Source organism: Kitasatospora sp. RG8 (assembly GCF_017813315.1).
In the GTDB taxonomy this organism is placed as follows: Bacteria; Actinomycetota; Actinomycetes; order Streptomycetales; family Streptomycetaceae; genus Kitasatospora.
In genome coordinates this window covers 37,543-57,287 of sequence record NZ_JAGIYX010000037.1, presented here as the reverse complement: position 1 = coordinate 57,287, position 19,745 = coordinate 37,543, and the positions used below count along the sequence as shown (strand labels likewise).

General features: G+C 73.5%; 15 protein-coding genes. 10 read left to right on the top strand and 5 right to left on the bottom strand.

Annotated elements, in window-relative coordinates; genetic code table 11:
• Window positions 1–316 precede the first annotated feature (316 nt).
• The 10 genes from J5Y04_RS35820 to J5Y04_RS35775 all read left to right on the top strand — a co-directional run bounded on the left by J5Y04_RS35820 (window position 317) and on the right by J5Y04_RS35775 (window position 13,409).
• A complete protein-coding gene (locus J5Y04_RS35820) occupies window positions 317–2,065 on the top strand; it encodes an AMP-binding protein (protein ID WP_307853472.1) in 1,749 nt (582 codons plus the stop codon).
• Window positions 2,066–2,286: 221 nt separating this feature from the next.
• Window positions 2,287–2,529, top strand: coding sequence for a phosphopantetheine-binding protein (locus J5Y04_RS35815; protein WP_209416709.1), 243 nt, complete (start codon window positions 2,287–2,289; stop codon window positions 2,527–2,529).
• Window positions 2,526–3,989, top strand: a complete 1,464-nt coding sequence (locus J5Y04_RS35810; protein ID WP_209416708.1) for an FAD-dependent oxidoreductase — start codon at window positions 2,526–2,528, stop codon at window positions 3,987–3,989. The genes J5Y04_RS35815 and J5Y04_RS35810 overlap by 4 nt, the downstream gene beginning before the upstream one ends.
• Before the next feature lie 292 nt (window positions 3,990–4,281).
• Window positions 4,282–6,003 carry a class I adenylate-forming enzyme family protein gene (locus J5Y04_RS35805; RefSeq protein ID WP_209416707.1) on the top strand — a complete coding sequence of 574 codons (1,722 nt, stop codon included), beginning with the start codon at window positions 4,282–4,284 and terminating at the stop codon, window positions 6,001–6,003.
• A gap of 7 nt (window positions 6,004–6,010) precedes the next feature.
• Window positions 6,011–7,597: a KamA family radical SAM protein gene (locus J5Y04_RS35800; protein ID WP_374106183.1), complete on the top strand. Its 1,587-nt coding sequence runs from the start codon at window positions 6,011–6,013 to the stop codon at window positions 7,595–7,597.
• The gene (locus tag J5Y04_RS35795; RefSeq protein ID WP_209416706.1) at window positions 7,594–8,625 is read left to right on the top strand and encodes a RimK family alpha-L-glutamate ligase; all 1,032 of its coding nucleotides are present in this window, start codon (window positions 7,594–7,596) and stop codon (window positions 8,623–8,625) included. The genes J5Y04_RS35800 and J5Y04_RS35795 overlap by 4 nt, the downstream gene beginning before the upstream one ends.
• Complete coding sequence (locus tag J5Y04_RS35790) at window positions 8,622–9,863, top strand: AMP-binding protein (protein ID WP_209416705.1); 1,242 nt, start codon at window positions 8,622–8,624, stop codon at window positions 9,861–9,863. Before J5Y04_RS35795 ends, J5Y04_RS35790 begins: the two co-directional genes overlap by 4 nt.
• Window positions 9,860–11,152: an MFS transporter gene (locus J5Y04_RS35785; protein ID WP_209416704.1), complete on the top strand. Its 1,293-nt coding sequence runs from the start codon at window positions 9,860–9,862 to the stop codon at window positions 11,150–11,152. Before J5Y04_RS35790 ends, J5Y04_RS35785 begins: the two co-directional genes overlap by 4 nt.
• Entirely contained in the window at window positions 11,149–12,012 is an 864-nt protein-coding gene (locus tag J5Y04_RS35780; RefSeq protein ID WP_209416703.1) for an SDR family NAD(P)-dependent oxidoreductase, read from the top strand. The genes J5Y04_RS35785 and J5Y04_RS35780 overlap by 4 nt, the downstream gene beginning before the upstream one ends.
• A 143-nt stretch (window positions 12,013–12,155) precedes the next feature.
• Window positions 12,156–13,409, top strand: coding sequence for a phenylacetate--CoA ligase family protein (locus J5Y04_RS35775; RefSeq protein WP_209416702.1), 1,254 nt, complete (start codon window positions 12,156–12,158; stop codon window positions 13,407–13,409).
• Between the two features lie 59 nt (window positions 13,410–13,468).
• Here the strand turns inward: J5Y04_RS35775 and paaI are convergent, their stop codons facing one another.
• The 5 genes from paaI to J5Y04_RS35750 all read right to left on the bottom strand — a co-directional run bounded on the left by paaI (window position 13,469) and on the right by J5Y04_RS35750 (window position 19,744).
• Window positions 13,469–13,915, bottom strand: a complete 447-nt coding sequence (paaI, locus tag J5Y04_RS35770; protein WP_245206128.1) for a hydroxyphenylacetyl-CoA thioesterase PaaI — start codon at window positions 13,913–13,915, stop codon at window positions 13,469–13,471.
• Window positions 13,916–14,040: 125 nt separating this feature from the next.
• Window positions 14,041–16,188 (bottom strand): RNA polymerase recycling motor ATPase HelR, encoded by a 2,148-nt coding sequence (gene helR / locus J5Y04_RS35765; protein ID WP_209416701.1) that lies wholly within the window; start codon window positions 16,186–16,188, stop codon window positions 14,041–14,043.
• Window positions 16,189–16,488: 300 nt separating this feature from the next.
• Entirely contained in the window at window positions 16,489–17,592 is a 1,104-nt protein-coding gene (locus J5Y04_RS35760) for a class I SAM-dependent methyltransferase (protein ID WP_209416700.1), read from the bottom strand.
• Window positions 17,589–18,815, bottom strand: coding sequence for a glycosyltransferase (locus tag J5Y04_RS35755; protein WP_209416699.1), 1,227 nt, complete (start codon window positions 18,813–18,815; stop codon window positions 17,589–17,591). Before J5Y04_RS35755 ends, J5Y04_RS35760 begins: the two co-directional genes overlap by 4 nt.
• Window positions 18,812–19,744 carry an alpha/beta fold hydrolase gene (locus J5Y04_RS35750; RefSeq protein WP_209416698.1) on the bottom strand — a complete coding sequence of 311 codons (933 nt, stop codon included), beginning with the start codon at window positions 19,742–19,744 and terminating at the stop codon, window positions 18,812–18,814. Before J5Y04_RS35750 ends, J5Y04_RS35755 begins: the two co-directional genes overlap by 4 nt.
• Between the last annotated feature and the right edge of the window lies 1 nt (window position 19,745).

Below are 19,745 nucleotides of genomic sequence, written 5' to 3'. Positions count from 1 at the left end.
GATTTCGCCGGGCTTTCCGCCGGTCGGCGGCGCGGGTTCGATTCTCGGGCCCGTGATCGTCGGGGACTTCGGTGTCGTTCCGGTGCGGAGCGTCTTCGGTGCCATGTGGCGGAGGGGGCTCCGTTAATTCCGGACCGTGCTGATCGGGTGCACACGGCAGAGGGGGGAGTTCCGAGCGTGCGCCACTCTTCGGAGTCGCCCGGTTGCTCAGTGGAGTCGCTGGGGTCGCAGGAGCCCGCCCTGGCGAGCCCCGCCTCGTTCACATGTCAACCACACGTTCTTGAAGCAACATCCTCAACAGTCATTGTGGCTACGCATGTTCGAAGGTAGAGTCCCGGCTCGCCGAGCACCGACAAGGGCTCGCAGGGCATTCTTTGGGGCGGGCATGACAAATAACCGCAACATCCACGGGGCCACTTCCGACTTGATTGACGCGTTCACGGAAACCGTGAGTCGATTTTCCGCACGACCGGCGATCGTCCACCATGGACACTCCCTGAGTTATCGCCAACTCGACATGTTGGTACGCACATTGGCCGAACGGCTCGGCGCCGCCCCGGGGGTGGTCGCCGTTCCGGCGGTCCACACGCCGGATGCGGTGGTCGGGCTGCTCGGTGTGCTGGCGGCCGGCGGCGTGTACTGCCCGGTCGATCCGGCCTTTCCGCCTGAGCGCCGGCAGGCCATGTTGGCGGCGGTCGGGTGTCGCACCGTACTGGCCGACGCCACGGGCACCGCCGCGGGCGCCGCCACGGCCAATGCCGCAGCCGCCGCCAACGGCGCGGACGGTCGGCCCGATCCGGACAACCCGGGCGTGAGGCTGGTCGACCTACCGCGATTAGCGGTTCCGGATACCGCGGATCCGGCGGCGGAGCCGCGGGCGGGCGCGCGGCAACCGGGCGAGCCACGGGCGGGCGAGTCGCACCGGGCCGAGCCGGACCAGCCGGCCTATCTCCTGTTCACGTCGGGTTCGACCGGGCAGCCGAAACCCGTCGTGACGCCCCGCCGGGCGATCTCCGTGGCCGTCCGGGCCCTGCGCGAGCTGTTCGGGCTGACACCGGACGACCGGGTGCTGCAGTTCGCCTCACTGAACTGGGACACCTGCTTCGAGGAGATCCTTCCGACGCTCACCACGGGCGCAGCTCTCGTCCTCGATGCAGAGGCGCACTCCGGCTCGTTCCCCCGGTTCCTGCGGATGGTCGAGCACGAGCGGATCACCGTCCTGGACCTGCCGACGGCGTTCTGGCACGAGCTGGTGCTCCACCTCGCGGAGGAGCGGCGGACGCTCCCCGACTCCGTCCGGTTGGTCGTGATCGGCGGCGAGCCGGCAAGTCCGGCCCGGCTCGCCGACTGGGCCGCCCTGGCCACCGGCCGGATCCGCCTGCTCAACACCTACGGATCCACCGAGACCACGTTGATCACCCATGCCGTCGACCTGCACGGGCCGCAGGCGCCCGGGCGGGCACGGCCGTGGGCGGCCGGTGACCCGGTGCCGATCGGCCGCGCGCTGCCACACGTCCTGGAACGGATCGGCGAGCAGGGCGAGTTGCTCGTCGGCGGGCCCGCGGTGGCGCTCGGGTACCACGGGCTGCCGGAGGCCACGTCGGCGCGGTTCACCGTGGCCGACGGGGTTCGCTGGTTCCGCACCGGCGACCGGGTGACTCGCGGGCCGGACGGCGTGCTGACCCACCGGGGAAGGGTGGACGGCGAGTTGAAGGTCCGCGGCATCCGGGTCGACCCGGCCGAGGTCGAGGCGGAGATCGCCGGCCACCCGGGCGTCGCCGCGGTCGCCGTGGCCGGGGCGACGCTGGCCGGCCGGTCGGCCCTGGTCGCCTACGTGGTCCCGCGCCAGGGCTCCGTGGCAGGCGCGCTGGACGCCGACGTTCGCGCCCACCTGCGCGGCCGGGTCCCCGGCCATCTCGTGCCCAGCCTGATCACCGTCGTCCCCGAGCTGGTGCTCACCGCGAGTGGCAAGGTCGACCGCGGGGGCTCGCACCGCCGCTACTCGACGGCCGGGCCGGGCTCGGAGCAGGCCCCCGGACCCGGACCGGTCCCGTCCCACTGCTAGGTCTTTCGTCAAAGCCCTTCCTGCCCAGAGCTGTTGGGGGAAGGGCGCTCCCGCAGTTCGGTCGTGAGGTGCCCACCCCGGCCTCGGCGATGCACGTACCCCAACGCCGCCGCACCCCGGGACGGGTGTGGGCGGAACACGCCCTGCGCGGCCGGACCGGCCCCTCGGCGGTCATCACCGGGTGCCCCACAGGCGCACCCGTAGGTCAAAGGAGAGCACTCATGAGCAGCGTTGACACCACGTCCGCAGACGCGGAGGGCGTGGCGGCGATCTTCCGCCGCGTCCTGGAGAACGCCGCCGTCGCGGCGGACTCGGACTTCTTCCTCCTCGGCGGCGACTCCCTGATCGCCACCCGGGTGTTGAGCGCCGTCGCCCGCACCTACGGGGTCGAGCTGTCCTTCGAGGACTTCCTGCTCGCACCGACGCCGGCCGGCCTCGCCGAGCTGATCGCGAACGTCGGATGAGCGGCCGCATCGGCGGTCCCGTCACCACCGCCGTCGTCATCGGGGCCGGGACGGCCGGGCTGGTCGCCGCGGCCGGGCTCGTGGCCCGCGGAGTCGAGGTCACCGTGCTGGAGGCGCGGGATCGGGTCGGCGGCCGGACGCACGGCATCGAGGTGTCCGCCGACGCCTGGGCGGACGCCGGGGCCGCCTACCTCGGCGACCGGCACACCGAACTCTCAGCGCTCCTCAAGGAGTTGGACCTCGCCACCACGCCGACCACGATGCTCGGCGCCAGCCGCTTCGCCCTCGGCGGTACCGGGGGCGGCACCGAGGGTGGTACCGGGGGCAACGGCGGAGGCAACGCCGGGGGCAGCTCCGGCGAGGGGGGCGACGGGCACGTCAGCCGGGGCGGCCGGTTCCCGCCGCTCAACGCCGTGGCGCTCGGCGACCTCTTCGACCGGCTCGCCGAACTCGCCGCCGCCGTAAGGCCGGACGCGCCGTGGCTCACCCCGGACGCGGAGCGGGTGGACACCCTGACGGCCGCCGACTGGGCCGATCGGGAGCTGTCCCACCCGGACGCCAGGCTCTTCTTCCCGCTCTTCCTGGGCGAGATGATGGCCGCCGACCCGGCCGACGTCTCCGTCCTCCACATGGCCTTCTACCTCCGCTCGGGCGGCGGCCTGCGGTACCTCAACGCCTTCGAGGGCGGTGCCCAGCAGGACCGGGTGGCCGGCGGCGCGCACCTGCTCTGCGAACGGCTGGCCGCCCGGGTGGCCGCTTCGCCCCACGGGCGGCTGCGGCTCGGCGAGCCGGCCCGGGCGGTCCGCCAGGACGACGACGGGATCACCGTCCGTACGGCACTGGGCGAGTACCGGGCGGACGTCGCGGTGGTCGCACTGCCGCCGCTGCTCGCCGACGCCCTCGAACAGCACCCAGCACCGGTCACGCCCCGCTCGGGCGAACGGACGGGACGCGGCTGCGCGGTGAAGGTCCACCTGGTCTACCCGACGCCGCTCTGGCGCGAGCACGGGCTTTCCGGCTGGTCGGTCAATGCCGAGGGCCCGCTGCTCTCGACGGTCGACGACTCGCCGGCCGCGACCGGGACCGGCACTCCGGTCGATGTACCGACCGGCGTACTGACCGGGTTCGTCACCGGCGCCGAAGCGCACCGGTTCGCCGCCCTGGACCCGGCGGAGCAGCGCGCCGAGGCGGTCGCGCAGGCCGCCCGGCTCTTCCCGATGCTCCCCGAGCCGATCGGCTTCCACGTCACCGACTGGGTCAACGAGCCTTACAGCAAAGGCTGTTACGCCGCCCTCTTCGGCCCTGGAGACTGGCTGCGGCTCGGGCCCGCACTGACCGCCCCGCACGGCCGGGTGCACTGGGCCGGCACCGAGACCAGCACCGAGTACTTCGGGCTGCTGGAGGGCGCGGTGCGCTCCGGCCACCGCGTGGTCGCGGAGATCCTCGGCCGCCCGGCCTGAGCAGCTCGCGGCCTGAACACCTTCCGGCCTGAACACTTTGCGGCCCGACTGCCGACCGGCCCGACTGCCGACCGGCCCGCTACCGCCCGGCCTCATGGGCTCGGGCCCGATCAACGCCCGGCCCTACACCTCCCCGCCCGCACACCTCCCCGGCAGGACGGCGGAGCAGCACCGCGGCAACGCCGGCGCACGCACCTCTCCGCCGAGCACGTGATCTCCCACACCGCCCAGCCAGCCCGTCCGTCCGTTCCACGAGAACCGGCCGCGGGTCACCCCCCTCACGGAGACCGTCATGAGCAACCAGAGTTCCCAGCCGAGCCCCGTCGCGCCCCTCGCCGCCCGCGAGCGGCTGATGACCGAGCCGGACCTCGGCGCCGGCAACTTCCTCGACCACGCCATCGCGGTGAACCCGCACCGCGCGGTCCCGTTCGCCTACAGCCACCACACCGACCACCGCGGCGCCGTCGTGCTGCGCGGCCACAGCCTGCTCGACCTCGCCGCCCTGCGCGACCGGTACGCCGCCTGGTACCACGCCAACGGCGTGCGCCCCGGCGAGCCGGTGGCCGTGGTGATCGGCGAGGGACTGGAGCCGCTGCTGCACTTCCTCGCGCTGACCGCGCTGGGGGCCGTCCCGGCCCTGGTCAACGACGCGATGCGGCACGACGTGATGGTCCGCTACCTCAACCACGTGGGTGTGGTGGGCGTGGTCGCGGACGACACCACCCGGCTGGCCGCCGCCTACCGCCAGGACCCGCAGCGCCGGCCCCGTTTCCTCGCGCTGGCCGCCGAGGTACAGGCCTTCGACGCGGACGCCTCCGGCGGGCTCCCCGAGGTGTACCCGTACCGGCACGCGGCGGACGACGTGGTCGCGCTGATCCACTCCTCCGGCACGACCGGTACGCCCAAGTCGACGATGCTGGCGCACCGGCAGTTCTGGGACGGCAAGCAGCCGCGCATGGTGCGGTTCCCGGCCGAGCCGTACGACCGGTTGATGTCGCTGATGCCGCACACCCACGCGGGCGGCCTGAGCTACTTCCTCACCGCGACCCTGCTCGGCCTGCCGACCGTGGTCATGGCCGACTGGCGGCGCTCGGTGGTCGAGCCGGTGATGGAGGCGTTCCGGCCGACCATGGTGGCCTCCTTCCCGCGCACCTTCGTCGAACTCGCCACCGGGGAGCTGCCGGTGAAGGGCGCCGCCAAGGTGCACTCCTGGTTCAACACCGGTGACAGCGCGCACTACGGGCACATCCGCCGGCTGGTCCGGCTGGGCGAGCGCCCGGCCGGCCTGATCAGGCCCTGGCTGCTCCCGAGCGAGAAGGCCGAGCAACCCGCTCTCCCCGGTTCGCAGTTCGTCGACGGACTGGGCTCCTCCGAGATGGGCATGGCACTGTTCGGCCAGGTGACCACACCGGAGAGCGCCCGGGACGACCGCTGTGTCGGCATGCCGCTGGAGGTGGTGCGCCGGGCCGCGGTGCTGGACGCGGACGGCGAGGAGGTCCCGGACGGCGTGGTCGGGCTGCTCGCTGTGGACACGCCATCCCGCACGCCCGGCTACTGGAACAACGCCCGGCTCACCAGCAGCTTCGAGCTGGCCGGCTACTGGCTGACCGGGGACGTCGCCCGCCGCGACACCGAGGGCCGGTTCTACCACCTCGACCGCACGGTGGACGTCATCGACACCACCTCCGGCCCGGTCTACAGCCTGCCGATCGAGGAGGTGCTGCTCGCCGACTGCGCCGACCTGGTGCGGGACTGCTCCGTCCTCGGCGTGCCCGGAACGGCCGGCGAGGGTCAACTTCCCCTCGCGGTCGTCCAGTTGCAGGCGGAGGCCGAGGACGTACGGGCCGAGGACGTCCTGGAGGCCGCCAACAAGGCGCTCGCCGGCGCCGGTCTGGCCGCGCTTGCCGCCGTCCGGATCGCCCGTACGGCGGAGGAGTTCCCGCTCGGGCCCACCGGCAAGGTGCTCAAGCGCGAGCTGCGCACCCGCTTCGCCACCCTCTTCTCCGGCCAGTAGCGCCGGGATGGACCACCCCGTACCCCCGCGCTCCCAATGTCCGGTGGGCACCGTGGCGCAGCAGCCGTACCAGTACGTCCGGACGCCGTTGGCCGAGCCGGACTGGCGCCGACTGCCGGGCTGGCGCGGCGTGACCGAGGCCCAGTGGCGGGACGCCCAGTGGCAGCGGGCGCACTGCGTCAAGAACGCCCGGCAGCTGCGGTCTGTCGCCGGCGCGCTGCTGACCGACACCTTCTACGAGCAACTCGCCGCCGACCAGGCTGAGTTCGCGACCATGCCGATGCTGCTGCCGCCGCAGATGCTGAACACCATAGCCGCGCAGGCCCCGACCGAGCCGCACGCCTTCACCGAGGCCTTCCTGGCCGACCCGGTCCGCCGCTACATGCTGCCGGTGTACGCGGACCGGCACCCGCGGTGGCCCAGCCACCCGAAGGCCGAACGCGACTCGCTGCACGAGGCGCAGATGTGGGTGGTGGAGGGCCTGACCCGTCGCTACCCCACCAAGGTGCTGGCCGAGCTGGTCGCCACCTGCCCCCAGTACTGCGGCCACTGCACCCGGATGGACCTGGTCGGCACCTCGACGCCCCAGGTCACCAAGGCCCGACTGGTGCTCCGGCCGGCCCACCGCCAGGAGCAGATGCTCGACTACCTCAAGCGCACCCCGGCCGTGCGCGACGTCGTGCTCTCCGGCGGCGACCTCGCCAATGTGCCCTGGCCGCAACTGGAGTCGTTCCTGATGCGGCTGCTGGAGCTGGAGTCGGTCCGGGACATCCGGCTGGCCAGCAAGGCGGTGGTCGGGCTGCCGCAGCACTGGCTGCAGCCGCAGGTCCTCGACGGCGTCCACCGGGTCGCCGCGCTGGCCGCCCGGCGCGCCGTCAACCTCGCCGTGCACACCCACGCCAACCACGTCCGGTCGGTGACCCCGCTGGTCGCCGAGGCGGCCCGGGCACTGCTGGACGCGGGCGTGCGGGACGTCCGCAACCAGGGCGTGCTGATGCGCGGCGTCAACGCGACCCCCGAGGACCTGCTCGACCTCTGCTTCGCACTCCAGGGGGAGGCGAACATCCTGCCCTACTACTTCTACCTCTGCGACATGATCCCCAACGCCGAACACTGGCGGACCAGCGTGCACGAGGCGCAGCGGCTCCAGGAGGCGATCATGGGCTACCTGCCCGGCTACGCCACGCCACGGCTGGTCTGCGACGTGCCGGACCTCGGCAAGCGCTGGGTGCACCAGGCGGTCGGGTACGACCGCGAGCGCGGCATCTCCTACTGGACCAAGAACTACCGCACCGAGCCGGAGGTCCGTGACCCCGCCGGCGGGGCCCCGCTCGACCGCCGCCACCCGTACTACGACCCGGTGGACACCCTCCCGGAGGCCGGTCGCCGCTGGTGGGCCGGCCGGGCCGACCGGGCTGACCGGGCCGACCAGGTCGACCGGGCCGGACGCGCGGCGAGCGCCGCACCGGCCCCGGCCGTGCAGCCCGCCACCGCCGGACCTGCCGCGTACGCCGGGCCTCCCGAACCCCATGCGTACGCCGGACCCGCCGCGCACCCGCCGACCCCACGGACCACCCCGGAAGGAGCACGGTGAACCCCACCGGCCCCGCGAACGACCCCGGCCCGCTGCGCCGGATGTGCTGGATCTTCCCCGACCGCGAGTCCACCCGGATGACGGCGACCTGGCACCACTTCTTCTGGGACCTCTACGCCGAGACCGCCGAGCAACTGGGCCTCACCTGGTGCCGGCACGCGCCGGACGCGGTCACCGTGGACGCCACCGACCCGACCCGGCCGCTGGTCTACGTGGACGAGGAGCCGGTGACCCCGCAGGACACCCTCTTCATCACCGCGCTCTACTCGCTGCCCTACCAGTCGATGGACGTCTTCAACCAGTACGCGCTCTACGCGGTGCTCGAACAGGCCGGCTTCTACCTGCCGTTCCCGCCGCAGGTCTCGCTGATCGGCAACGACAAGCTCGCCACCGTGCTGCACCTCGCCGACTCGCCGGTGCCGCCGATCCCGTCGGTCCGGATCGGCACCGGCCGGGACATCAGCAAGCACCAGTACGAGGTCGCCCTCGGCAACCTCACCTACCCGGCCATCGTCAAACCGGCCGGCTGGTGCGGCGGCGGCGGGATCAACCTGGCCCGCGGGCCGGAGGACATCCGGGGTCTGGCCAGCCTCGCGCAGGGCGGCGACACCACGCTCGTCGCCCAGCCGTACCTCGGCGACGGCACCGTCGACTACCGGGTCTACGTGGTCGACGGCGAGCCGTACGCGGTGATGAAGCGGATCCCGGAGCCCGGCTCGCCGGTGGCCAACGCCAGCCGGGGCGGGACGATGGAGTTCCCGCCGGTGCCGCCCGAACTGGCCGAAGCCACCGCCTACTTCGCCGAGAAGCTGGCGATCCCGTTCTTCTGCGTCGACTTCCTGTACGACGGCGAGCGGTACTGGTTCTCGGAGCTGGAGCCGGACGGGGTGATCGCCCCGGACTGGTCCGACCCGCACCGGACCCTCCAACGGGACATCACCCGCGCCCGGTTCACCGCCTACCGGGACGCCCACGCGAAGTGGCTCGCCAACCGCACCCCCACCACCCCACGGACGGACCCCCGATGACCGACACCTTCTCCCTGCCGCCCGAGGCCGCTGCTCCACATCTTCCCGTCGCCGCCCGGGCGTTGGAGCGGCTGCGGACCGTGCCCGCGCTGGCCCCGCGCTACGCCGGCCTGCCGGGTGCGGTCAGCACCCTCGACGAGCTGGCCGCCCTTCCGCCGCTGGCCAAGGACGACCTGAACGTCGCCCTGGCCCACCTGGAGCCGCGCTCCGAAACCGGTGCCACCTGGCTGTTCCAGAGCGGCGGCTCCACCGGCGCTCCGAAGGTCGGGTACGCGCCCACCGGCTTCTACATGGCCGGGGTGCACGCGCACTGGCAGCCGCTCGACCGCGACGACACCTTCGTCAACGCCTGGGGCGCCGGCCGGATGTGGGGCGCGCACTTCCTCGCCGCCGCGCTGGCCGACCTGGCCGGCTGCCGGGTGATCGCGCTCGGGTCCGTCACCCGGGAGGAGTACGGGGACTGGCTGGGCCTCCTCGCCGACCAGCAGGCCACCGCGATCGGCGGGACGCCCAGCGTCCTGCGGCTCTGGTTCGCGCACGCCCGCGCCGCCGGGCTGAAGCTGCCCGCCCTGCGCAAGGTGCTCTGGCTCGGCGAGGCCTGGCAGCCGCAACTCGCCGACGACCTCGCGGCCGTCGCACCGCAGGCCCGCCGCTGGGGCATGTTCGGCTCCACCGAGACGTGGGTGGTCGGCACCAACACCCCGGACTGCCCGGCCGACACCTTCCACCCCCTGCCCGAGCAACTGGTGCACGTCGGCCCGGACGGGCTGCTGGACTTCACCACCCTCAACCCCGACATGCTCAACCCGGTCCTGCGCTACCGCACCGGCGACGCGGGGGAGCTGACCGCCTGTCCGTGCGGGCGGCCGGGCCGGGCGATGCGGGTCCTGGGCCGGCGCGACAGCGTCGTCCAGGTGCGCGGCCTCGGCCTGCACGTGGACGAGCTGGTCGCACGGGCGGAGCGCGAGCCGGGCGTCTCCCGGGCGCAGGTGGTGATCACCGAGAACGGCGGCCGGGCCACCGGCGTGGACGTCCTGCTGCTGACCGACCCCGGCACGGCCGTGGACACCGACCGGCTGCGCGCGGAGCTGTTCTCCGCGACCTTCACGCTGAGCACCGCCTTCCAGCACGACCCGGAGGACTTCCGGGTCCGCGCGGTCGGCGAGCTGGTCGGCAACGACCGCACCGGCAAGACGGCCGGCTTCGTGGTCCGCACGGCCGACGAGGAGGCCTCGTGAAGGCCCGCCGCCCGGCCGACCTGGGGCGCGGCTTCAACCTTTTCTGGGCCGGCCAGACGGTCAGCGTGGTCGGCGACCGGATCACCGTCTTCGCCGTCCCCACCCTGATGATCTTCGTCCTGCACGCCTCCGCCCTCCAGGTCGGCGTGGTGGCGATGGCCCAGTACCTGGGCATCCCGCTGCTAGGTCCGGTGGCCGGCGTGCTGGTCGACCGCTGGAACAAGCGACGGACGATGCTCGTCTGCGACCTGATCCGGCTGGTCGCCGTCGCGGTGATCCCGCTGGCCCACTGGCTGGGCTTCCTCTCCACCCCGCTGCTGTTCGGCTGCGTCGCGGTGATCAGCGGCGCGACGATCTTCTTCAACGTCGGCTACCTGATCGCCGTCCCCGCCGTGGTGGAGGAGGACCAGATGGTCCGCGCCTACTCCCGGCTGGAGGGCAGCGGCTCGGTCTCCGAGGTGGCCGGCCCCTCGATCGCGGCGGCCCTGTACAGCGCGCTCGGCGTGGCCGCACTGCTCGTGGACGCGGCCAGCTACCTGGTCTCCGCCGCCTGCTTCCGGTCCATGAAGCCGTGGGGCGATCGCACGGTCGTCGAGGGAACGGTCTGGGAGCGGCTGACCGCCGGCTTCCGGATGAACTGGGCCGATCCCGTGCTGCGCCGGGTGGTGCTGGCGGCCGTCACCCTCAACTGCGGCGGACCGGTCTTCGTCACCGTGCTGCCGGTGCTCGCCTACCGGGGCATGGGGGTCTCGGTCGGCGTCTTCGGCGCGGCCATGTCGGTCGGCGCGGTGGGCGCGCTGGCCGGTGCGGTGATCGCCCCGCGGATCAGCGAACGGTTCGGCCTGGGCCGCACGCTCGCCTGGTCGCTGCTGCTGCACTGCCTGGTCGGCCTCGGCGTGCTGGCCGCGCCCGCACTGCCGGCCGGGCCGGTGATCGCGGTGACCATGGGCTGCTACGGCTTCTTCATGTCCTGCATCAACGTGTGCAGCGCGCCCACCCGGCAGTCCCGGATGTCCGCCGAGCACCAGGGCGTGATGCACGCGGCGTTCCGCACCGTCACCTGGGGCGTGATCCCGCTGGCGGCCCTGCTCGGTGGTCTGGCCGTCTCGGCGCTCACCGGCCCCCTGGGCATCCTGGACGCGGCGCGCTGGACGATGGCCGGCGGCACCCTGCTGGCGGCCTGCTCCTTCCTGCCCGCGCTCGGCATCCAGGCCCGGCTCGACGCCGCCGCCCGAGCGCAGAAGGAACCCGCCGACGCGGAGCCCGGGTTGACGGAGCCGGCCCGATGAGCGGGCCGGTCGTCCTGATCACCGGCACCTCCTCCGGGATCGGCCTGGCCACCGCCGTCGCGGCCGCCCGGGCCGGGTTCACCACGGTGGCCACGCTGCGCGAACCGGCCCGCGGCGCGGCGCTCACCGAGGCGGCCGGGCGGGCCGGCGTGACCCTGGACGTCCGCCGGCTCGACGTCACCGACGCCGACTCCGTGGCGGCCTGCGTGGACGGCGTGGCCGAGACCTATGGACGGCTCGACGCGGTGGTCAACAACGCCGGCGTCTCCAACTTCGACCCGACGCTGGAGATGTCCACGATGGCCGCGCTGCGGGCCAATCTGGAGGTGAACTTCTTCGGCGTCATCGCGGTCAGCCGCGCCGCGCTGCCGCTGCTGCGCGCCTCGGCCGGCCGGCTGGTGACCGTCGGCAGCGTGCACGGCGTCGTCGGCCAGCCCTTCAACGAGGCCTACTGCGCGGCCAAGTTCGCCGTCGAGGGGTTCATGGAGAGCCTTGCCCCGGTGGCCGGGGCGCACGGCGTCCGGGTCTCCGTCGTCGTCCCCGGCTTCGTACCGGACACCGCGTTCGGCGTCTTCCCGGACATCGACCGCACGACCATCCTGGCCGACTCCGGCCCGTACGCGCCCACCTTCGCCGACCACCTCGCCTGGGTCGGCGGCCAGGGCTGGGAGGCAGCCGGACAGTCGGCCCGGGAGGTCGCCGAGGTGGTCGTCCGGACCCTGCGCGCCGAACGGCCCGCCTTCCGGGTGCCCACCAGCGACTGGGCCGCCGCGTACCTGGAGCAGAAGCTCGCCGACCCGGACGGCGCCGCCGTCCAGACCCTCGCCCGCACCTGGATCGGCCGCCCCGAGTCCGGCTGACCCCGTGCCCGGCCCCGAGTCCGGCCCCACGCCTGGCCCCCACGCCCGGCCCTGCGCCTGGCCCCGTGCCCGGCCCTCACACCCCGACCGTACGTCCCGATCCTGTGCCCGACCGACGCCCCGACCGCACGTCAGGAGAGCCCGTGCCCGCCAAACCGCTGCCCGAGCTGATCGACTTCGCCCGGCGCAACTCCCCGTTCTACGCCGAGCTCTACCGGGACCTTCCGGCCCGCGTCGAGCGCCTCGACCAGCTCCCCGTCATCGAGCAGACGGCCTTCTGGGCCGCCAACTCCTGGCCGGACAACCGGCTGCTCACCGGACCGCTGCTGGACGCCGGCGTCTACAAGACCGGCGGCACCACCGGCGTCCCGAAGTTCTCCCCCTGGTCGCGCACCGAGCACACCGACTCGGTGACCGCCTTCGGCGCGGGCCTTGTCCAGGCCGGACTCAGGCCCGGGCACCGGGTGGCGAACCTGTTCTGCGCCGGCGAGCTGTACGGCGGCTTCCTGTACATCGAGAACGCCCTGCACCACGCACCGGTGGACAACGTCCGGCTGCCGGTCGGTGCCGCCCCCGACGCCTACGTGGCCGCCCTGATCGAGGACTTCGGCGTCGACGTGCTGGCCGGCGAGCCGATGAAGCTCAGCTCGGTCGCCGAGTACCTGGTCAGGCACGGGAAGGCCAGCGAGCGCGTCGAACTGCTGCTCTTCGGAGGGGACCTGCTCTTCGCCGACCTGCGGCCGATCCTCTCCCGGGCCTTCCCCAAGGCGGCCGTCGCCTCGATCGGCTACGCCTCGGTGGATGCCGGGCTGGTCGGCGCGCCGGTGCCGGGCGACGACGTCCGGGTGCACGAGGCGTTCCCGAACCGCACCGTGGTCGAGCTGGTCGACGACGTGAGCGGCGAGCCGGTCACCACCCCGGGGGTGCCGGGCCGGGTGGTGGTCACCAACCTGTTCCGCACCCTGATGCCGATCCTCCGCTACCCGACCGGCGACCGCGCCGAGTGGGTCGACGTCGAACGCGGGCGGTTCCGGCTGGTCGGCCGGTCGGGCGAGGGCGCCCGGGTCGGCACGGTGGCCATGCCGACCGAGGAGATCCGCGCCGTGCTGCTCGCCAACGACCCGGACCAGGTCGTCTCCGGCATGCAGCTGGTCCAACGCCGCTGGGACGGCAGGGACGGCCTGATCCTGCGCCTCGGCTGCACCGAGGAGCCTCCGCCCGGCCTGAGCGAGCGGCTCGTCGAGGCGGTCTACCGGGCCCGGCCGCTCTACCCCGACGAGGTGGCGGCCGGTGCGATCCACCACCTCACCGTCGAATGGGTGCCGCGGTCCGGGCTCACCACCAACCCGCGCACCGGCAAACTCCAGCAGGTCGTGGACGAGCGCCCGCCGGCCTAGCCGCGAGTCCGCTCCGCCGGCGCACCGGCCGACCGGGCGGGGGATCGGCCCCCGCCCGGTCAGCCGGAGTGCGGCTTCCCGGCGAGCATCACGCTCTGCCCGCGGAACTCCGCGACCACCTTCTCCGCGGAGTTGCGCACCGTCACGTCGTAGATCCCGCTCCGTCCGGAGCGGACGCGTTCCACCGCCTCGGCGGTCAGCTCGTCCCCGACCTCCGCCGGGGCCAGGAAGGTGACCTGAGCGGCCTGGGCCACCGTCACCGGGCCGTAGCTGTTGCAGGCGTAGGAGAACGCGGCGTCGGCGAGCAGGAAGAGGTAGCCGCCGTGCGCGATGCCGTGGCCGTTCACCATGGCCGGAGTCACCGTCACGCGCATCCGCGCCCGCCCGGAGGACACCTCGTCGAGCGCGATGCCCAGCCCCTGGCACGCCCCGTCGCGCTCGTACAGCGCGGCCATCCGCGCGTTGAGCCCGGCGGATTCCGCCGCCGCCATCGTGTCCGCACCCATGACTTCCTGCTTTCCCCCGGGAACAGCCCGAAACGGCCGCTGTCTCCTGCCTCCGCAGTGCACCCGCATTACACCGAGCACCGTGACGGGCTGTCAATGGTTCACCGGGTGGACGGAATCCGCTGTCAGGAGCTCGTGAGGACGACGAGTTGCCGGGTCGCGCGGGTCATCGCGACGTAGCGGTCGACCGCGCCTTCGATGCCCTCGCCGAACGCCTCCGGGTCGACGAGGACGACCAGGTCGAACTCAAGTCCCTTGGACAGTTCGGGAGTCAGCGACCGGATGCGGGGCGTCGCCGGGAACCCGGGACCGCCGATGACGCAGGCGACGCCGTCGGTGTTCGCGGCGAGCCAGGCGGCGAGGACGGAGTCCAGGTCGGCAACGGATCCGTGCACGACCGGGATGCCGCTGCTGCGGACGGAGGCCGGCACGTTGGCGTCCGGGAGCACGGCCCGGATGACCGGCTCGGCCTCGGCCATGACCTCTTCCGGCGTCCGGTAGTTGATCCCCAGCGAGGTGGTCTCGATCCGGTCGAACCCGACCCGGTCGAGCCGCTCCCGCCACGACTCGGTGAACCCGTGCCGGGCCTGGGCGCGGTCCCCGACGATGGTGAAGCTCCGGGAGGGGCAGCGGAGCAGCAGCATCTGCCACTCGGCGTCGGTCAGTTCCTGGGCCTCGTCCACGACGATGTGCGCGAACGGGCCGGCGAGCCGGTCCGGGTCGGCGGCGGGCAGGGCGGTCTCGTCGATCAGGCTGTCCTGGAGGTCCTGCCCGCGCAGCATGGTCACCGCGCCCTCACCGTCGTCGTCGGCCTCCAGCAGGCCGCTGATGACGTCGGCCCTGCTCGCGCGTTCGGCGGCGACGGCGGCCTCGTGCCGGCGCTTGCGGGCGGACGCCTCCGGGTCGCCGAGCCGCTGCCGTGCCGCGTCCAGGAGCGGCAGATCGGACACCGTCCAGGCCTGGGCGTCCTTGCGCTGGAGCTTGCGGACCTCGTCGGGGCTCAGCCAGGGGGCGCACTTGCGCAGGTAGGCGGGTACCGACCAGAGGTCCCCGACGAGGTCGGTCGGTTCGAGCATCGGCCACGCGCGGTTGAGGGCCGTGATCAGCTCCCTGTTCTGCAGCAGCGACCGGCGGAGCAGCTCGGGGGAGGCGTCGCTGTCGTCCTTCTCGACCAGGATCGTCAGCAGCTCCTCCCGGACCTGGTCGCGCGCCTCGTTGTGCGGCGTGCCCGGCTCCGGCGCCCCGAAGGCCGTGGCCCAGTCGTCGGCGCTCAGCCAGATGTCGGACCAGTGGGTCTCGACCGTCATCCCCTCGGTGGGCGGCTCCTCGTAGATGCCGACGGCCGGCTCGATCGCCCTCACCATGTCCGCCGACGACTTCAGACGGGCCACCTCCGGGTCGGACTCGACCGCCGCCTTCGCCCCCTCCGCGACGAGGTCCCGCAGGGTGCAGGTCTGCACGCCGTCCTCGCCGAGGCTGGGCAGGACGTCGGCGACGTAGGCCAGGTACGGCTGGTGCGGACCGACGAAGAGCACGCCGCCGCGGCGGTGGCCGAGACGGGGGTCGGAGTGGAGGAGGTAGGCGGAACGGTGCAGGGCGACGACGGTCTTCCCCGTGCCCGGACCACCGTCGACGACGAGGGCGCCGCGGGAGCCCGCGCGGATGATCGCGTCCTGGTCGGCCTGGATGGTGCCGAGCACGTCCCGCATCCGCGCCGACCGGTTGGTGCCGAGGCTGGCGATGAACGCGGACTGGTCGTCGAGCGCGGCGTGCCCTTCGAGCCCGTCCGCGGTGAACACCTCGTCCCAGTAGTCGCTGATCCGGCCGCGGGTCCAGCGGTACCTGCGACGGCTCGCCAGACCCGCCGGGTTGGCGTGGGTCGCCGCGAAGAACGGCTCGGCCGCGGGGGAGCGCCAGTCGATCAGCAGCCGGCGGCCGGTGCTGTCGGTGAGGCCGAGCCGGCCGACGTACACGGGCTCGGGGTCCTCGGCGCTGACGATGCGTCCGAGGCACAGGTCCAGCCCGAAGCGGCGCAGGGCGCGCAGGCGGGCGCTCAGCCGGTGGACCTCCGCGTCGCGGTCCATCGCCTCCTGGCCGATGCCGCCGGGTGCCCTGCGCGCATCGTCGAGGAGCTCCGACAGTTCGGCGATGGCCTGTTCCAGGCTCTCCGCGATGTCCGCGAAGTGCTGCTCGTCGCCGGCGATCAGTGCCGGGTCGGCCTTGGGGGAGAGGCGGTCGGGAAGGTCGAACGCACTGGTGGTCACGGAATTCATCTCAGCGGCTCCGATCCGAGGTCGTACCCGCGAACACCGGCGGCACGCACGCCGCCCCATGAACCGACAACAGCAGCTGCACTTCGTGGATCTCCCGTTTCCGCAGGTTCTGGCCTCGGTGAGCGATTCTGCGGTACGAGGGGGGCCTTGCCGCAAGGCCCCCCGTGCGCTATAGGTTAGAAGTGGCAAGGAGTGGGTTCTCCTCCTTGCGCCTCCCCTTCCTCCGCCCGCCGCCGCGGACGCGGCACTGGCCGGCCGAAGGCCGCTACGGTGCGTGTTGTCGATGTCCGACGGCCCACCTCAGGTGGTGCGGCGGGCCAGCAGACGGTAGGCGTTGGAGAAGCCGGTGCGGCCGGCGACCGGAGCCAGGAGGCGGTCGAGCAGCATCGCGGCGACCAGGAGGGGGGCGCCGGCCAGGAGCAGTGCCGGACGCAGGACCCGCCGCAGGCGCCCGGGAGGCCCGCCGGGATGCCAGGGTGCGTCCTCGCGCGGGGCGAGGCGGTCCAGGAACAGCCAGACGGCGGCCAGCAGGTCGATCGGGTCGTGCGCCTCGCCGTGCTGTTCCAGCACCACGGTGAAGCCGAGGGCCTCCAAGCGGCGGCGCAGGTTGGCGGCGGGGGCCAGGTGCAGGTGCTGCGGCTGGAGCCAGGGCAGCCACCACCGCCCCAGCAGGCGCGCGGAGCGGCTACGGGGGTCGGGGACCTCGATGAGCAGCAGCCCCCCGGGGCGCAGCACCTGGCGGGCCGAGGCGAGTTCCCGCGAAGGGTCCGTGGTGTGTTCGAGGTAGTGGAGCATGCTCACCACGTCGTACAGCCCGGCCAGCCGGGGAGCGAGCTCGGGGAGCTCGCCGCGCAGGCCGCGCCGTAACCGGCCGGCCCGCTCGGCCAGTTCGACGCCCTGACTGTGGTCCAGTCCGTCGAACGTGGTGCTGGGGAAGACGTCGCGGGCGGTGGTGCAGAAGTGGCCGTGTCCGGTGCCGACGTCCAGCCAGTACCGTGGGGCCGGATCGTGCGGAAGCACCGCGCTGGCTTGCTTCCGGTGGACGCCGGTACGGGCCGAGAAGGTCTTGCCGAGGCGTTCCTCGCCCAGGCCGTCGTAGAAGTCGCGGTAGTAGAACTCCAGTCCCTTGGCGTTCAGTTGGGGGTTCTGGAAGGTGTGCCCGCAGTCCTCGCAGGTGTCCAGGGTGAAGCGGCCGGGTTTGTGCTGGAGCAGGTCGGTGGTGCGCAGGCGGGTGCGCAGCGCGGCGGAGGCGCACCAGGGACAGTCGGTGCGGCGTCGGTGGAAGAACCGGTCGGTGCCGTGGGCCAGGTCGGCCTGGTAGGCGGGGCGCAGGGCGGCGACGCGTTCGGAGGGGCGCGCTGTCGTCCCCCGGGCGGGCGCTTGTTCCGGGTCTGCCGTGGTCATCGGGGCGGTTCCTCCACAGGTTCGGGCAGGGGGCAGGTCAGCCGTTCGAGGTGGGTGGCGGCAGCGGCTGCGCCGCCGGCGGCTCGGAAGGAGTCGCCGATGCGGCGGGCGGCCGCGCGGTGGGCGGCGTTGTCGATGACCTCGTCGAGGGCCCGGCCGAGGCGGGTGGCATCGGGGCGGCCGAACCGCACCCGGATGCCGGCGCCGGACGTCGCCACCTGTCCGGCCACCACCGGTTGGTCGTCGCGGATCGGTGCGACGACCAGGGGGACGCCGTGCCACAGGGACTCGCAGACCGTGTTGTGGCCGGCGTGGCAGACCACCGCGTCGAGGTGTTCCAGCAGCCGCAGTTGCGGGACGGCGGGGAGGACCAGGACATCGGCGTCGGGAGGCGGGGCTCCGAGGGCGTGGCCCGGATCGGCGATCACCGTCTGCAGGCGGTGGGAGCGCTCCTGCACGGCTCGGTGACAGGCGGTCAGGAAGGCCGTGCCGGTGTCGGCGTTGGCCGTGCCGAGGGTGACCAGGGCGGTGGCGCGGCCGGGGTCCAGCCATTCCCAGGGGAAGGGCGGTTCGGTGGGGCGGGGGGCGATGGCCGGGCCGACGAAGCGGATCGGCCGGTCGATGGTGGCCGGTCCGGTCAGCTCCGGTGTGGTGAAGGCGAGCACCAGGTGCGGGGAGAAGCGGGGGTCGGTGGTCCGGCCGGGGGCGCCGATGCGTCCGCGCAGTCCGTCGAGGAGTCCGCGGATCCAGGCCTCGACCAGGGGCAGGCCCGCCAGGGCGCCGGTGAACTCGGCGGAGGTGGTCGCGCAGGTGGCCCAGGGCAGGCCGTGGCGTTCGGCGACCAGTGCGCCGGCGACGGCCTGCTGGTCCACCACGAGGACGTCGGGGCGGAACCGGGCGATCGCGGCCTCGATGCCGGGGGCCATCGCGTCGGCGAGGGGGATCAGGAAGCCTTCCCACAGGTACTTCAGAGCAGCGGTGCCGCGGAGGTCCGGCGGGCGCCGGTAGGCCTCGTCGAGCGGGCCGGGGGGAGCGGCGCGGTCCGCCGACGGGAGGACGGCGCAGGGGTGGATCTCGGCTTCCGGCCCGGCCAGGGGGGCGATCGCTTCGGGCAGGGCGGCCCAGGCGGTGCGGTGGCCCCGGGCGGCGAGTTCGGCCGCGACGCCGACGGCCGGGTTGATGTGTCCGACCAGGGGCGGGACGACGAAGAGGAACCGGCTCACCGGGTGCTCCCTTCGGCGGCCCGGCTGCCGACCGGTCGCGCGGACGCCTGGGCGACCGGTCGATCGGACGGGTGCGCGACCGGTTGAGCGGACGCCTGCGCGAACGACTGCGCGGACGCCTGCGCGGACGGGTGGCGCAGGTCGACGCCGTGTTCGGCGAGGAAGGCGAGCGTGAGGTGGCGGACCGTGTCGGGGGTCTCGACCAGGACGGAGTGCTCCTGACCGGGGACGGTGACGCTCCGGCAGTTCGGCAGCAGCTGTTCGAGCCGGGCCGCCTGCTCGGCCAGGTCCGAGCGTGCGCCGTAGACGGCCAGCACCGGGCAGGCGACGGCGCGCAGGGCGGCCTCGGCGGGCAGCCGGCTCACCGGGATGTCACGGGCCATGGTCGTCTCGGCGAGCAGGGAACCGGCCGTGCGGGCGAGGCGGGCGGTGTGGGGGCCGCGGCGCCGGGCGATCCACGTCAGGACCTTCTCCCGGGCCAGCTTGCGCTCGGCATCCGCCAGGATGCCGTCCAGTTTGGCCGCCCAGGCCGCCGAGGCCGGTTCGGACTCGATGGCCAGGATCCCGGCGACCAGCTCGGGGCGGCGGGCGGCGAGGGCGAACGCCACCGTGCCGCCGAAGGAGTTGCCGACCAGGTGCACGGGGCCGGGGATGCCGAGGCGGTCCAGCAGGCGCTGGAGGTCGTCGGTGAAGTGCTCCAGCCGGTAGCCGGTGGCCGGCCGGGCGCTGCGACCGTGGCCGCGGTGATCGTACATCAGCACGTCGAGGCCGGCGGACGCGAGGGTGGGGGCCAGGGTGAAGTAGAAGCTGGCGAGGCTGTCCGTGAGCAGCCCGTGCAGCAGGACGACGGTGGCCGCCGGTGGACCGCCGTCCTGCGGGCTCAGCCGTTGTACGTGGCAGCGGAGCCCGTCCAGGTCGATGAAGGCCATG

What these genes read in the sequence shown, in the direction of transcription:
- J5Y04_RS35820 (WP_307853472.1), top strand. Translation starts at nt 317, where the DNA reads ATGTTCGAAGGTAGAGTCCCGGCTCGCCGAGCACCGACAAGGGCTCGC.
- J5Y04_RS35815 (WP_209416709.1), top strand. Translation starts at nt 2,287, where the DNA reads ATGAGCAGCGTTGACACCACGTCCGCAGACGCGGAGGGCGTGGCGGCG.
- J5Y04_RS35810 (WP_209416708.1), top strand. Translation starts at nt 2,526, where the DNA reads ATGAGCGGCCGCATCGGCGGTCCCGTCACCACCGCCGTCGTCATCGGG.
- J5Y04_RS35805 (WP_209416707.1), top strand. Translation starts at nt 4,282, where the DNA reads ATGAGCAACCAGAGTTCCCAGCCGAGCCCCGTCGCGCCCCTCGCCGCC.
- J5Y04_RS35800 (WP_374106183.1), top strand. Translation starts at nt 6,011, where the DNA reads ATGGACCACCCCGTACCCCCGCGCTCCCAATGTCCGGTGGGCACCGTG.
- J5Y04_RS35790 (WP_209416705.1), top strand. Translation starts at nt 8,622, where the DNA reads ATGACCGACACCTTCTCCCTGCCGCCCGAGGCCGCTGCTCCACATCTT.
- J5Y04_RS35780 (WP_209416703.1), top strand. Translation starts at nt 11,149, where the DNA reads ATGAGCGGGCCGGTCGTCCTGATCACCGGCACCTCCTCCGGGATCGGC.
- paaI (WP_245206128.1), bottom strand. Translation starts at nt 13,915, where the DNA reads ATGGGTGCGGACACGATGGCGGCGGCGGAATCCGCCGGGCTCAACGCG.
- helR (WP_209416701.1), bottom strand. Translation starts at nt 16,188, where the DNA reads ATGAATTCCGTGACCACCAGTGCGTTCGACCTTCCCGACCGCCTCTCC.
- J5Y04_RS35760 (WP_209416700.1), bottom strand. Translation starts at nt 17,592, where the DNA reads ATGACCACGGCAGACCCGGAACAAGCGCCCGCCCGGGGGACGACAGCG.
- J5Y04_RS35750 (WP_209416698.1), bottom strand. Translation starts at nt 19,744, where the DNA reads ATGGCCTTCATCGACCTGGACGGGCTCCGCTGCCACGTACAACGGCTG.